Below are 12389 nucleotides of genomic sequence, written 5' to 3' on the forward strand. Positions count from 1 at the left end.
GGCTGCGCAGCAGCCCCAAGATGCATCTATCACCACGGTGTGTCAGACGTGACGCCGGGGCCCGCTGCGCAGGCCAGCGGGAGCAAGCTCCCTCGCCACAGGAGGGCTCATGACACAAATAAAAAAGATCGCAGTCTCGGGCCGTTTCAATTGAAACGGCCCGAGACTGCGATCTCTCCAAAAAAGTGGGTTTACCGGCGGCGCGGCTGGCGGCGGCGTTGCTCGTCGTCGGTGCGGATCGGGATCGGCTGCATGGGCGGTTCGATCAGGCCGAGCGCGACACCCAAGTCGTGAAGCCAGTTCTGGATTTTCTCTTTCATCGTGGTGCCCCCTCAGGGTGGTGCGAGCGGCAGATTTCTGTGGCCCCTTCGCACTGATAATAGTCCGAAGTCCTACGCAATGCTCGTTACAGATTGCAATGATCTGTTACTGAATTGATCCAAATCCCACGCGGGGAGTTCAAGCAGATTGCGCCGTGATCATTGGCGCCCGCGGCCACGCTTGTTGCTGCAACTCGATCCAGGCGTTCAGGTTGGCGCCGACCATGCCTTTGCGCCACATCAACCAGGTCGTCGCGCTGGCAAACGGCTCGGCCAACGCATGCACATTTACCCGTTCCCGCCCCGGCAGGCTGGCGAGCATCGACTCGGACATCAGCGCCACTCCGGAGCCGGCAATCACACAGGCCAGCATCCCCTGGTACGACTCGATTTCCATCGCCCGGCCCATGGTCGCATGATCATGGGCGAACCAGGCTTCCAAGCGCATCCGGTAGGAACAGCCACGCCGGAAGGTGAACACTGCACGGCCTTGCACGTCCAGCGCGCTGCGCACCGGCGGGTGGTCGGCCTCGGTGATGAGCACCAGCCGCTCGTCGCACAACGGCACGCCATCCAACCCGGCCAACTCCAGCGGACCGTCCACCAGCGCCGCATCGAGGCGATTGGTGAGCAGACCTTCAAGCAATTCTCCACTCGGCCCCGATTGCACTTGCAGGTTCACCGCCGGGTAGGCCCGGTGGTAAGCCGCCAGCAAGTCCGGCAAGTGGGTCGCCGCTGTGCTGTACATCGTGCCCAACACAAAATCTCCGGCCGGCTGGCCGCCCTGCACCGCCGCATGGGCTTCGTCATGCAGGGCGAACAGCTTGGTCGCGTAGTCCAACAGGACTTTTCCCGCAGGCGACAATTGCAAACGCTGACGCTCGCGCAGGAAAAGGTCTACGCCAAGCTGCTCTTCGAGCTGCTTGAGCCGGGTCGAGAGGTTCGAGGGCACCCGGTGCAAGCGCTCGGCCGCCCGGGTGATGGAACCTTCCTCGGCCACGGCCTGGAAAATCCGTAACTGGCTGAACTCCACGACATTCTCCAAAAAAGAACAAGTTACTCACTATTATTCATTTTTAATGAAAGTCAATCGGTTCTAGCCTGACGGTCAATCACCTCGACGCCGGAGATCGACCATGTCGCCCTTGATTCGCCTGCTCGCCAGCTTCATTGCCTTGATGATGGCCATGGGCATCGGCCGCTTCGCCCTTACACCGCAGTTACCTCATTTGATCGGCGAAGGTCAGGTCGACTTGACCGCCGCCGGTCTGATTGCCGCCGCCAACTATCTGGGTTACTTCCTCGGCGCGCTGGACGCCATGTTCGCCCGTCGCGCCGAACAGGTGCAGCGACGGCTGTTGGGCGGCCTGTGGTTATGCGTGCTGCTGACGCTGGCGTCGTTCTGGGCCTGGGGCTTCTGGCCGCACCTGGCGCTGCGCTTTGGCACCGGCGTGGCGAGCGCCTGGGTGATGGTGATGATCACCGCGTTGAGCCAACCCCTGGCGGCGGCAGCGGGACGGCCTCGGCTGGGCGCGTTGGTCTTTGCCGGGCCGGGCATGGGGATTTTTCTTACGGGCTTGCTGGCCCTTGGCTCGAACCTGTTGGGCCAGACAGCCGCCACCTTGTGGCTGGTGTATGCCGGCGCGGCACTGCTGATGCTGCTGGTCATCCTGCCGGCCCTGCCGAAACCCGCGCCGGCGGCCACCCTCGCAGCGCCAGTCGTCGCTTCCGGCAGCAGCGGCATCGCCCGTCTTTGCGTGGTCTACGCCTTGTATGGCGTGGGCTACATCATTCCAGCGACGTTTCTGTCGCAGATGGCTTCGGCGCAATTTCACGGGCAATGGCAGGCCGACCTGTTCTGGCCCTGCTTCGGCCTGGCCGCCGCCACCGGTGTGCTGCTGGTGAGCCTGCGCCGGCCGAACCCGAACACCACCAGTCGCTGGCTGATGGCGACGTTGTGGCTGCAAGCCGCTGGCGTGTTTGCCTGCCTGCTGGGCAGCGGCACGGGCCTGGCCCTGGGCGTTTTCCTCTGTGGCGCGCCGTTCTTGGCCTGCATGCAACTGATGGTGATGCGTGCCCGGGAGCTGGCGCCCCACGCGACCCAGCGCAACATCGGCCTGCTGACCGCGTGTTTTGCCATCGGCCAGCTCAGCGGCCCCCTGCTGGCGGCGCTGAGCAGCCATTTCAGTGGCGGCCTGCAACCGGCACTGATCGTCGCCGGCAGCGGACTGCTGTTGGCCGGCGGACTGTTGCTGCGGCCCGCCAGACGTGGCGCGACGAGCCCCTGCGCGCAGACCGCCCTGCGCTGATCAGGCCTGGCCAGCCGGGTTGAGCGAGGTATTCAGTTGTAGGGCTGGCTCACGCCGCGCCAAGGCGAAATACAGCACCCCGCCGAGGAAACACCCGGTGAACCAGGCAAAGTTGGCCATCGGTTGCAGCAGCGGTGTGAAGGTGATTGCTACGCCCATCAGCGTCGCCGGAATCAACGCCTTGACCGCCGTCCAGTTGATGCCGCCGCTGTAGTAATAACGCCCGCTCGGCCCATCATTGAACAGCGCGTCGACGTCGATCTGCTGCTTTTTGATCAGGTAGTAATCCACCAGCAAGATGCCGAACAACGGGCCGATAAACGCCGCCAAGACGTCCAGGGTGTAGTGGATTACTTCAGGATTGTTGAACAGGTTCCACGGCGTGATGAAAATCGAGGCCACCGCCGCGATCATGCCGCCGGCGCGCCAACTGATCTTGCTCGGTGCCACGTTGGCGAAGTCGAAGGCCGGGGACACGAAGTTGGCGACAATATTGATGCCGATGGTCGCGGTCACAAAGGCAAAAGCCCCCAGCAACACCGCTACGTCGTTGTCGATGCGCGCCACGGTGGCGATCGGGTCATGGAGCATTTCGCCGAACACTGGCAACGTCCCGGACACAATCACCACGGTGACCAGCGAGAAGGCCAGGAAATTTACCGGCAGCCCCCAGAAATTGCCCCGACGCACGTCAGACATGCTCCGGCAGTACCGGCTGAAATCCCCGAAATTCAGGGTCGGGCCGGAAAAATACGAGACCACCAGGGCTGTTGCCACGATCACTTGGCCGAACGCCTGCCAGCCAGACAAGGATTTCTCCGCCAGGGTAAAACTGATGTTGCTCCAACCGGCCTTCCAGACGATCCAGCCGGCCAACAGGAACATCACCGCATACACCACCGGCCCGGCCCAGTCGATAAAACGCCGGATCGACTCCATGCCCGTCCAGAACACCAGCGCCTGGACAAACCACAACCCAAGGAAACCGAACCAGCCCAGGTAGGACAAACCGGCAAAATGCCGCGTTGCGTAGGCTTCCATCGAAGGAAAGAACCGCAGCACCACGATGATCAGTGCGCTGGACGCCAGATAGGTCTGGATGCCATACCAGGCCACCGCGATCAGGCCGCGGATCACCGCGGGGATATTCGCTCCGAACACGCCGAACGCCAGCCGGCATATCACCGGATAAGGCACCGCCGCCTGTTGGCTCGGCTTGGCGACCAGGTTGGCGATCAACTGCACAATGCAAATCCCGCCGAGCAGCGCAATGAGTACCTGCCAACTCGCCAGGCCCAGAGCGAACAGGCTGGCGGCAAACACATAGCCGCCGACGCTGTGCACGTCGCTCATCCAGAACGCAAAGATGTTGTACCAATTCCATTTCTGCGGCAGTGGCCCCAGGTCTTCGTTATAGAGACGGGGGCTGTAGCCGTTGGGCAATTGCTCGGACATTGCGGGGCTCCTTTTGAGTACCGCCGTGCCCCCGAATTTATTGTCCATCACACTGCGCACGGGAGCCGGCATGGTTTGTATACGGGTTTCTACGCAGAATGCGTGCCACAGGCGCGAGATCCGAGACAAACCGCGGTTTGCAGAGCAAGGGGAGGCCGAGCGAGCACAGGCATGCGCCCACGAACGGGGCGCGGGTGCATGCTTAGGGTGCAATTTTTTGTATACAGCGAAGATCACCGTGGCGAGGGAGCTTGCTCCCGCTGGGCTGCGAAGCGGCCCCAAATAATATCTTTATCGCCACGGTGGCTCAGGAAGGACGCCGGGGCCCGCTGCGCGGGCCAGCGGGAGCAAGCTCCCTCGCCACGAGATGAAAAGCCCATGAGATCAAGAGCCCAGAAGCCCACAGGCCACAGGCCCAGTAGTGCGATCAGGCCAACTCAATACGATCCGCATGAATGACAATCTGTCCATTCTTGTACAGCGCACCAATGGCCTTCTTGAAGTTGCCCTTGCTCACGCCAAACAGGCTGCTGATCAGCGCCGGGTCGCTCTTGTCGCTGACCGGCAGCGTGCCGTTGTTGTCGCGCAACTTGGCGAGGATCTTCGCATTGAGGCTGGTCGCCGCTTCCTGGCCGACTGGCTGCAAGCTCAGGCTGATCTTGCCGTCCGGGCGGATTTCCTTGATGAACCCCTTCTCCTGCATGCCGGCGCGCATGAACTTGAAGATTTCGTTCTTGTGGATCAAGCCCCAATGCTTGTTGTTGATGATTGCCTTGAAGCCCATGTCAGTGGCTTCGGCAACCAGCAGATCGACTTCCTGACCTGGCGTGTAGTTGGCCGGGGTCTTGTCCAGATAACGGTCCAGGCGCGCCGTGGCGGTGATGCGGCGGGTGTGTTTGTCGAGGTAGACGTGTACCACGCAGTATTCGCCGGCGGTCATCTGGCGTTTTTCTTCGGAGTACGGCAGCAGCAGATCCTTGGGCAGCCCCCAGTCCAGGAATACGCCGATACTGTTGACCTCGACCACTTTCAGGCTGGCGAACTCGCCTACCTGGACTTTCGGTTTTTCCGTGGTAGCGATCAGTTTGTCGTCGCTGTCCAGATAAATGAAAACATTGAGCCAGTCTTCATCTTCACTCGGAATATCCTTGGGGATATATCGGTTGGGCAGCAGGATTTCGCCGTCCGCGCCGCCATCCAGATATAAACCGAAGTTGGTATGTTTAACCACTTGCAAACTGTTGTAGCGCCCGACTAAAGCCATTTCCAGATACCCTCATTACGTGGGCGGCATTCTACCCGGTTTTGCCGCGTGATTCGTGGTCGCCGGTGCAGCCGTTGATTTTCCTGGGTTTTCAGCGAGGGAGCGGCCATTCGTCAGACGGCAGCGAGGGCGAATCGCCACATTTCGAGCCCGAACCACGTCAAAGGTTGTTATTTAAAACAGTGGCTTAGGGCGATAAACGTACATAAATCGGTAATATTTCCGGCCTCGCTGCGCTATATTCCGGAGGGATATTTACCAAGCAATTGTCAAGTATTTCCTGTACGATGCCTGGCCCAATTAATTATCCATAGGTTAATGGCCGTCATGCGCGTAAAAGCATCCAACAGCAAAGCAAAGCCAGCTCCAGCCGTTGAAACCAGCGAGTCGATCAACGACCAGATCGCTGCGTTCCTCAAGTCCGGCGGCGAAATCCAGCAGATTGCCAAAGGTGTCAGCGGCCAGACCTTCGGTCCGTCCAAGCAGATCAGCCTGGGCAAGAAGTAATCCCCGTTTCACCTGGTCCCAAAGCGCTTTGAATCTCGAAGCGCTTGGACTGGAATCTCCCCCGCTTGACCCCCTTCACGCATAAATCGACGAACGGCCATCGCTGCCGGGCATTCGCCGGTATGCTTGCACCTCTCTAGCTCAAGCGTTTCAGCTTGGTTACGATTCCCTGCTCCTCGCTATTCATGGAGTGAAGCATGCGCATTCCTGTTGTCTTGCTGACGTTCAGCCTGCTCGCTTGCCCCGCATCTTATGGGCAGGTGTTCCAGCGCGAGCTCGGCGACTTCGATCTCAAACTCGGCACCACACCCAGCCGCAGCATGGCCCAAGGCCTGGTCACGCCGTCGAGCACCGGCTCGTTCCACGGTGGCCTGGACCTGAGTCATGACAGCGGTTGGTACGTCGGCCAGTGGTCACCCAGCGCCGGCGTATCCGCCGACCTTGAGATCGATTCCTACATGGGTTTTAAACAACCCTTCGACCAGACCCTGGGCTACGAAGTCGGCTTGATCCACTACAGCTACCCTACCGTCGATACTCTCGACAGCCAGGAATTCTACGGCGGCCTGACCCTGCTCGGCAGCCGCTTCGGCGCCGCCTTGAGCAACGATCCGGACAAACAGAACAGCACCCTGTTCGCCGACCTGGGCGGCAACGTGCCGTTCGGCATTGGCATCAGCGCCAAATACACCACCCACCAGCTCAACTCGCCTGTTTCCGTGGATAACGGCTACGTCAGCAGCTTCAGTGACTGGTCGTTGAAAATCTCCCGCCCATGGAAAGGCATCGACCTGGACCTGATCTACAGCGACTCAAGCCTCAGCGGCAGCAGTTGCTCCGCCTACTCCGGCCACAACAGCGAATGCGACAGCTTGCTGACCCTCAAGATGGCCCATCCTTTTTACTAAGCGTTACTTATTAATCGGCTGAACTGCCGCGCGCCTGCCATGCTCAAACAAAGCACCTCCGCCTTCGCAAGGACTCGCTCATGTCGCGCTGGTTAACACGCACCGCCATGTTCATCGCCCTGCTGCTGACACTCACCGCTTGCAGCCGCGTCGGCCTGGCCTACCGCAACCTCGACCTGATCATCCCCTGGACCCTCAACGATTACCTGGAAATAAACGGCGAGCAGAAAGACTGGTTCAACGACCGCCTCAAGGAACACCTGAGCTGGCATTGCACCACTCAACTGCCGGGTTACCTGGATTGGCTCGATCGCCTCAAAACCATGGTGCAGACCGACCAGGTGACCGACGAAGCCCTGCAGCAACGCACCCGCGAAGCCAAGGCCGCCATCGCCGAAACCGCCCGGGAAATCACCCCATCGGCCACCGAACTGTTACAAGGCTTGAGCGATGACCAAGTGGCCGACATGGACGCCGCATTCATAAAGGATCAACGCAAACGCCAGCGGGACTACCTCAAGCCGACCTTGCAACAACAGATCAAGGAACGCGCCGAGCGCATGGAAAAACGCCTGAACGACTGGATCGGCCCGCTCAACGACGCCCAGCGCCAACGCGTACAAGCCTGGTCCACCGCGCTTGGCGACCAGAACCAGCAATGGATCGCTAACCGCGCCCACTGGCAGAACCAGTTCAGCGAAGCCGTCGCCCAGCGCCACAGCCCCGACTTCCCGAAACGCATCGAGCAATTACTGGTGAACCGCGAAAGCCTGTGGACGCCCGCCTACCGCGAGGCCTACAACAAAACCGAAGCCCAGGCCCGCAGCCTGTTGGTGGACCTCATGGTACAGAGCACCCCGACGCAGCGTGAACAGCTGTTGAAGAAGATTGACGGGGTGAAGAAGGATTTCAGCGATCTGAAGTGCCTGAAAGCAGCACGATCTTAAAGACCACTGAGATCCAATGTGGGAGCGAGCTTGCTCGCGATAGCGGTTCGACAGGCAACATATCTGTTGAAAGTTAGATCGCCATCGCGAGCAAGCTCGCTCCCACAGTGTTCAGTGAGCATATGTCAGGCAATCTGCGCCTTCGAAGCCAGATCATCAAAAGTAAACTCATCCAGCGCATCTTCCTGCTCATCCAGCACTTGGCGCGGATGATCATTGCCCGGAATGCTGCTGTCGATCAGGCTCAACAACCGCGAGCCACGTGGCGTCAGCACAAAATTCTCGCCATTGCCGCCCTCTTCCTCCGGCCGCGGCTCGATGTACCCCCGCTCCAGCAGCAGTTTTTCATACTCTCCGGCAACCGCTTTCAGATGATCGAGGTTCTCGATGTCCTCGCCCAGAGCCGCCTTTTCCGCCGCGTACTGCTCCGCATAGGGCCGAGGGGTAAAACTGTGGCCGGCGCCGTTTTGCACTTCGTGCAGCAACCGTTCGATCAAGTCCCAGTTATAAGTCGTCATCCTGGTCCATCCTCTAGAGAGTGAGATGCCTACTCAGTTTGTGACCGAGGCGGTGCGGCGCCGTTCAGCCGGGTTTACCGGCGGCGTCTTTCCCACGCCGACCAACGGTTTGTCGAATCCGCCGGCCGCCAAACGACTAGCCAGTGCAATCGTCGATCAATGAGTCTCTGAGGAGAAGCCCCATGAACATCGAGCACCATCAGGTCGTCTCGCGGGAAGCGTGGCTCGCCGCCCGCCGCGAACACCTCGCCCACGAGAAAGCGTTCACCCGCGAACGGGACAAACTCAGCGCCGAACGCCGCGCGCTGCCCTGGGTAAAAGTCGAAAAACCCTACCGCTTCCAAGGCCCCCACGGCGAACTGAGCCTGGCCGACCTGTTCGGCGGCCGCAGCCAACTGATCATCTACCACTTCATGTTCGGCCCCGGCTGGACCGAGGGCTGCCAGGGCTGCTCGTTCCTGTCCGACCACATCGACGGCGCCAACCAACACCTGGCCCACCACGACGTCGCCGTCGTCGCCGTCTCCCACGCCCCGTTCGCCGAATTCCAGCCGTTCAAACGGCGCATGGGCTGGGCCTTCGACTGGGTCTCATCGGCAGGCTGCGACTTCAACCACGACTTCGGCGTCAGCTTCAACGCCCAAGACAGCGCCGCCGGAACAGCGACCTACAACTACGAAAAAACCGACAGCGCCGAAAGCGAACTCCCAGGCCTGAGCGTCTTCTATCGCAACGAAGCCGGCGATATCTTCCACACCTACTCCACCTACGCCCGCGGCCTCGACATCCTGGTCGGCACCTACAACTACCTCGACCTCACGCCGAAAGGCCGCAACGAAGACGAAATCATGGACTGGGTGCGCCACCACGATAAATACCAGGAAGCCAAGCCCCACAGCTGCTGCCATGGCTGAAGCGCCAACCACCCGAAGTCGAGCACCGCCCCGTGGCGAGGGAGCTTGCTCCCGCTCGACTGCGCAGCAGGCGCCTGCTTTAAGCCGAAAGATGCCAAGCGAAACGCCCTACATGAAGCTCGGAAAACGGTGTCTTGTGGCGATGGAGAAGGTCGGCCTATAGTCCTTCGTCGCCCAAAAATAGCGACCGGGTTTGGCGACCCGAATCAACAGAGAGACTCATCAACCTCCGAGTCTCTTGCTATGACCAGATACATGCCCATCACCGGCGTCGACTGCACACCCGCCACCCTGCTCATCGACACCGAAGCCCCACTCGACGTTCTTTTCGAAACCGCCGACTACCGCATCCGTTGCGTAACCCAAGTGCTGGAAAATATCGCGTTCCGCTCAGAAATCAGCTCCGATACCGTCGTGCTATCCGACTTTTGCAAGCTGTTGACGATTTCTCTGCGCGATGGATGTGACGTGATGGATGTGATCGGAAGACGGTTGCGGGCGCAGGCTGCCGGATAACGAAAACGGGCGACCTTCGGGGTCGCCCGTTTCACATTATGGGCTCACGCTTGCTGCTAAATATGCAGCCTTGCTTTTTCTGTATTTTGTAGACTACATTTTATGAAGAAAATCGAATCCAGCAAATTCCGATCCTGGCTGAAAAAGCTTAAGGATGACACCGGTAGAGCTCGTATCACCTCACGGATCAATCGACTGATAGAGGGTTTACCCGGCGATGTCGCTCCAGTCGGCCATGGTATCAGTGAGCTACGAATTCACTATGGGCCTGGCTACAGGGTGTATTTCTACCGGCAGGGCGACATGTTGGTGATTCTGCTCTGCGGGGGTGACAAGGGCAGTCAGAGCCGCGACATTGAAACCGCCCACCAGATAATGCAGGCGTGGAGAGCACAAAATGACTGAGATTTTTACCGAATTCGACCCAGCAGAATACCTCTGCACTCCCGAGGCCATCGCGGAGTTCATAAGCGATGCCTTAGAAACCGGCGATGCAAGTTATATCGCCAAAGCGATGGGAGTCGTCGCACGAGCCAAGGGGATGACCGAATTGTCCAGGGAAACGGGCCTGTCGCGCGAACAGCTATACCGCTCCTTTAGCGAACATGGTAATCCCACTCTGAAAACAATGCTGGCGGTCATGAAGGCATTTGGCGTCGACATGACGGCTCGGCCACACACGCATACGGGGTCGTGAAAGAAAAAAGGAAACAGATTCGAGTGGCGCTTACTTAACGGCTAACTAGCTGATACGGATGCTCATGGCGCAATCAGCTCTGTTGGCCGACTGTCTGCCTCGCGAGCTGAGCTTCAAACATAGCCTTCAACTGTGCCTTGCGTTGAGGCAGTACGGGGTTCAGGAGCAAGAAGATCAAATGCTGAATCTGCTTGAGCTGATCGCCCAGAAACGTGTTGGAAGGCGTCCTGGCAGGGTTGAGCCGCGCGCCATAAAACGAAGACCCAAGCCTTACCCCATGCTGATGAAAACACGTCGATCAGCCAGGGCCGAGGTCAGGAAGAATGGTCACCCGAAGAAGGTTAAGTAAGCGCCATTCATATCTGTCCCTTTTTTCTTTTTTCCAGTCCCCTTTTTCCACCTTCAAAAAGGGGACCAAAAAGGGGACGGGGTATGACTCACCCACATAGGTTACAAATCAGTTCACTCACATAGGTAACAGTTTTTAACTGGCAGGGTCGGTTTTCGAGGATCTGACCATGCCATGGCGAGAGCTGAAACCTATGGACCTGAAACTGCTATTCATCGCGGACTACATCAAAGGCCCGCCAAGCTTCAGTGCGCTTTGCCAGGCTTACGAGATCAGTCGCAAGACTGGCTATAAATGGGTCGAGCGGTATGAGAAGGAAGGGCCGGCGGGACTGGAAGAACATAGTCGTCGTCGGCTTACCCAGGAATGGGTAGTGCCCCTGGCTGTCCGTGAGGCGATCATTGAATTACGCGGTCGGGGTGAGACAGAGCCTGGCCCCAAGAAAATTCAGGCGGCTTTGCTCGAGCGTTTCCCTGACCAGACGCCGCCATCAAAGACGTCGATCTACAACATTCTAAAGAAAGCTGAGCTGGTCAAACCACGCCGATTGCGTCAACGGGTGGCGGTTTATCCCAAACCACTGCAGAAAGCAGAGGCTCCCAACCAGCTATTCAGCGCCGATTACAAAGGCCAATTCCTGACAGGTGCGGGTGTCTGGTGCTATCCATTGACGATCATGGACCATGCCAGTCGTTTCTTGCTCGCTTGCCACAGCATGGCTAACACCAACTTCCAGGAAACCCAGGCGGTGTTTACTCAGGTGTTTCGTGAGCATGGTCTGCCGGAGCGCATTCGAGAAAAAAGCAGAAAAAAGGGGACAGATTTATTTTCCGATCAGCTTTGCCCCTACACAATCAACCAGGGCCTGATCACTCCGCTTCATCACACTGCAAAACAGATCGAGATGTGGAGCGCTCCGCTAGTCACGAGAAAAATAAATCTGCCCTCTTTCTCCTTTTTTTTATTACTCGAATTCTTTATTCTGCAATTCAGCTTTTAGAAAAAGCTGAGCACGTTCAGATAGCTCACTCCACTGATACATGTTTAGAACTACATTTTTCTTACTCGAATAAAAGTTAAATTCAATAACCCCCTTCTCAGATGTTCCAATATCCATAAACGGCTCACTCCCACCCTTAAAATACACACACAAATATGGAAAAAAATATTTATATCACCTACCTTCTCAAACTCTAGCTGCTTCATCATTGCACTCCGCGAAAGCCGATATTTTCGCAAAAGACGGCCAAAAAAAAAGGACCACCAAAAAAGCAAAACTGCGTTAAATAAATCCGTCCTCTTTTCTCCGGTCCCCTTTTCTCCGACAGTCCCCTTTGCACCATTTTATTCGTGCTCTCGCCTAGAGTATAAAAATCCACTAATCGAATCTAAATCTCGCTTAGCACCCTCCGCATGCACGCACTGGATATCAATTTTTTTGATCGCCTGCTCCTTCCCTCCCAGCGCATCTAAATTTGTAGCTACAACCTCTAGGCTCTCCAAATCAAAGTCTGTTGGCTGACGATCAAGATAGTATCGAATTAACACAGAACCACTATCATGATATCCGACGGCGATGGCTCTAATATTAGGGTATATCTCGCCAAGTAGCGCAACGCGGAAGCACGCCACGAGCCAATCCGGCAATTTTTTCGCGAATAGCATCTCAGTTCCTCGCATCTGGA

At 57.9% G+C, this 12389-nt stretch carries 15 protein-coding genes and 2 pseudogenes; 11 read left to right on the forward strand and 6 right to left on the reverse strand.

The genetic code is table 11. The features are described from left to right. Positions 1-191 precede the first annotated feature (191 nt). Positions 192-320 (reverse strand): PA1414 family protein, encoded by a 129-nt coding sequence (locus M1E16_RS20020; protein WP_256222727.1) that lies wholly within the window; start codon positions 318-320, stop codon positions 192-194. A gap of 139 nt (positions 321-459) precedes the next feature. Next, on the reverse strand, positions 460-1353 hold the full coding sequence (gene ptrR / locus M1E16_RS20025; RefSeq protein ID WP_434697130.1) for a putrescine utilization regulator PtrR: 894 nt from the start codon (positions 1351-1353) through the stop codon (positions 460-462). Positions 1354-1456: 103 nt separating this feature from the next. Between ptrR and M1E16_RS20030 the strand changes: the two genes are divergently transcribed. Next, positions 1457-2629 carry a YbfB/YjiJ family MFS transporter gene (locus tag M1E16_RS20030; RefSeq protein WP_458128203.1) on the forward strand — a complete coding sequence of 391 codons (1173 nt, stop codon included), beginning with the start codon at positions 1457-1459 and terminating at the stop codon, positions 2627-2629. Here M1E16_RS20030 and M1E16_RS20035 read toward each other — a convergent pair whose 3' ends face one another. Together M1E16_RS20035 and M1E16_RS20040 are read right to left on the reverse strand one after the other, a co-directional pair. After that, positions 2630-4084, reverse strand: a complete 1455-nt coding sequence (locus M1E16_RS20035) for an NCS1 family nucleobase:cation symporter-1 (RefSeq protein WP_458128204.1) — start codon at positions 4082-4084, stop codon at positions 2630-2632. A 427-nt stretch (positions 4085-4511) separates the two neighbouring features. Continuing rightward, positions 4512-5348 carry a CvfB family protein gene (locus M1E16_RS20040; protein WP_434572546.1) on the reverse strand — a complete coding sequence of 279 codons (837 nt, stop codon included), beginning with the start codon at positions 5346-5348 and terminating at the stop codon, positions 4512-4514. Between the two features lie 318 nt (positions 5349-5666). On the opposite strand from M1E16_RS20040, the gene M1E16_RS20045 reads away from it, so the two are divergent. From M1E16_RS20045 to M1E16_RS20055, 3 genes are all read left to right on the forward strand, one after another. Then, complete coding sequence (locus tag M1E16_RS20045) at positions 5667-5855, forward strand: hypothetical protein (RefSeq protein WP_018607615.1); 189 nt, start codon at positions 5667-5669, stop codon at positions 5853-5855. A gap of 197 nt (positions 5856-6052) precedes the next feature. After that, a complete protein-coding gene (locus tag M1E16_RS20050) occupies positions 6053-6763 on the forward strand; it encodes a TorF family putative porin (RefSeq protein ID WP_434572544.1) in 711 nt (236 codons plus the stop codon). A gap of 80 nt (positions 6764-6843) precedes the next feature. Then, the gene (locus tag M1E16_RS20055) at positions 6844-7710 is read left to right on the forward strand and encodes a DUF6279 family lipoprotein (RefSeq protein ID WP_458128205.1); all 867 of its coding nucleotides are present in this window, start codon (positions 6844-6846) and stop codon (positions 7708-7710) included. A 125-nt stretch (positions 7711-7835) separates the two neighbouring features. Here the strand turns inward: M1E16_RS20055 and M1E16_RS20060 are convergent, their stop codons facing one another. Next, the gene (locus tag M1E16_RS20060; protein ID WP_305499510.1) at positions 7836-8228 is read right to left on the reverse strand and encodes a transcriptional regulator; all 393 of its coding nucleotides are present in this window, start codon (positions 8226-8228) and stop codon (positions 7836-7838) included. Between the two features lie 25 nt (positions 8229-8253). Here M1E16_RS20060 and M1E16_RS20065 point away from each other — a divergent pair, with 25 nt between their 5' ends. From M1E16_RS20065 to M1E16_RS20095, 7 genes and pseudogenes are all read left to right on the forward strand, one after another. Then, entirely contained in the window at positions 8254-8391 is a 138-nt protein-coding gene (locus M1E16_RS20065; RefSeq protein WP_458128206.1) for a hypothetical protein, read from the forward strand. A 19-nt stretch (positions 8392-8410) separates the two neighbouring features. Beyond that, positions 8411-9142 (forward strand): DUF899 domain-containing protein, encoded by a 732-nt coding sequence (locus M1E16_RS20070; protein WP_458128207.1) that lies wholly within the window; start codon positions 8411-8413, stop codon positions 9140-9142. 243 nt (positions 9143-9385) lie between these two features. Further along, the gene (locus M1E16_RS20075) at positions 9386-9658 is read left to right on the forward strand and encodes a hypothetical protein (RefSeq protein ID WP_434601505.1); all 273 of its coding nucleotides are present in this window, start codon (positions 9386-9388) and stop codon (positions 9656-9658) included. A gap of 102 nt (positions 9659-9760) precedes the next feature. Next, positions 9761-10063: a type II toxin-antitoxin system RelE/ParE family toxin gene (locus M1E16_RS20080; protein ID WP_434601506.1), complete on the forward strand. Its 303-nt coding sequence runs from the start codon at positions 9761-9763 to the stop codon at positions 10061-10063. Next, positions 10056-10355, forward strand: a complete 300-nt coding sequence (locus M1E16_RS20085) for an addiction module antidote protein (RefSeq protein WP_458128208.1) — start codon at positions 10056-10058, stop codon at positions 10353-10355. Before M1E16_RS20080 ends, M1E16_RS20085 begins: the two co-directional genes overlap by 8 nt. Positions 10356-10404: 49 nt before the next feature. After that, a pseudogene (locus M1E16_RS20090) lies at positions 10405-10704 on the forward strand (IS4 family transposase); the annotation flags it as partial. A gap of 169 nt (positions 10705-10873) precedes the next feature. Continuing rightward, positions 10874-11500, forward strand: a pseudogene (locus M1E16_RS20095) (helix-turn-helix domain-containing protein); the annotation flags it as partial. Positions 11501-12048: 548 nt separating this feature from the next. Here the strand turns inward: M1E16_RS20095 and M1E16_RS20100 are convergent. Further along, positions 12049-12369, reverse strand: coding sequence for a colicin (locus tag M1E16_RS20100; RefSeq protein WP_458128209.1), 321 nt, complete (start codon positions 12367-12369; stop codon positions 12049-12051). Positions 12370-12389 lie beyond the last annotated feature (20 nt).

Source organism: Pseudomonas sp. Z2-11, from assembly GCF_054161305.1.

Bases quoted from the DNA above. Each gene is read 5' to 3' on its own strand.
- M1E16_RS20100 (WP_458128209.1), bottom strand. From the start codon at position 12,369: ATGCTATTCGCGAAAAAATTGCCGGATTGGCTCGTGGCGTGCTTCCGC.
- M1E16_RS20055 (WP_458128205.1), top strand. From the start codon at position 6,844: ATGTCGCGCTGGTTAACACGCACCGCCATGTTCATCGCCCTGCTGCTG.
- M1E16_RS20050 (WP_434572544.1), top strand. From the start codon at position 6,053: ATGCGCATTCCTGTTGTCTTGCTGACGTTCAGCCTGCTCGCTTGCCCC.
- M1E16_RS20060 (WP_305499510.1), bottom strand. From the start codon at position 8,228: ATGACGACTTATAACTGGGACTTGATCGAACGGTTGCTGCACGAAGTG.
- M1E16_RS20075 (WP_434601505.1), top strand. From the start codon at position 9,386: ATGACCAGATACATGCCCATCACCGGCGTCGACTGCACACCCGCCACC.
- M1E16_RS20065 (WP_458128206.1), top strand. From the start codon at position 8,254: ATGCCTACTCAGTTTGTGACCGAGGCGGTGCGGCGCCGTTCAGCCGGG.
- M1E16_RS20030 (WP_458128203.1), top strand. From the start codon at position 1,457: ATGTCGCCCTTGATTCGCCTGCTCGCCAGCTTCATTGCCTTGATGATG.
- M1E16_RS20035 (WP_458128204.1), bottom strand. From the start codon at position 4,084: ATGTCCGAGCAATTGCCCAACGGCTACAGCCCCCGTCTCTATAACGAA.
- M1E16_RS20045 (WP_018607615.1), top strand. From the start codon at position 5,667: ATGGCCGTCATGCGCGTAAAAGCATCCAACAGCAAAGCAAAGCCAGCT.
- M1E16_RS20040 (WP_434572546.1), bottom strand. From the start codon at position 5,348: ATGGCTTTAGTCGGGCGCTACAACAGTTTGCAAGTGGTTAAACATACC.
- M1E16_RS20070 (WP_458128207.1), top strand. From the start codon at position 8,411: ATGAACATCGAGCACCATCAGGTCGTCTCGCGGGAAGCGTGGCTCGCC.
- M1E16_RS20085 (WP_458128208.1), top strand. From the start codon at position 10,056: ATGACTGAGATTTTTACCGAATTCGACCCAGCAGAATACCTCTGCACT.
- M1E16_RS20080 (WP_434601506.1), top strand. From the start codon at position 9,761: ATGAAGAAAATCGAATCCAGCAAATTCCGATCCTGGCTGAAAAAGCTT.
- M1E16_RS20020 (WP_256222727.1), bottom strand. From the start codon at position 320: ATGAAAGAGAAAATCCAGAACTGGCTTCACGACTTGGGTGTCGCGCTC.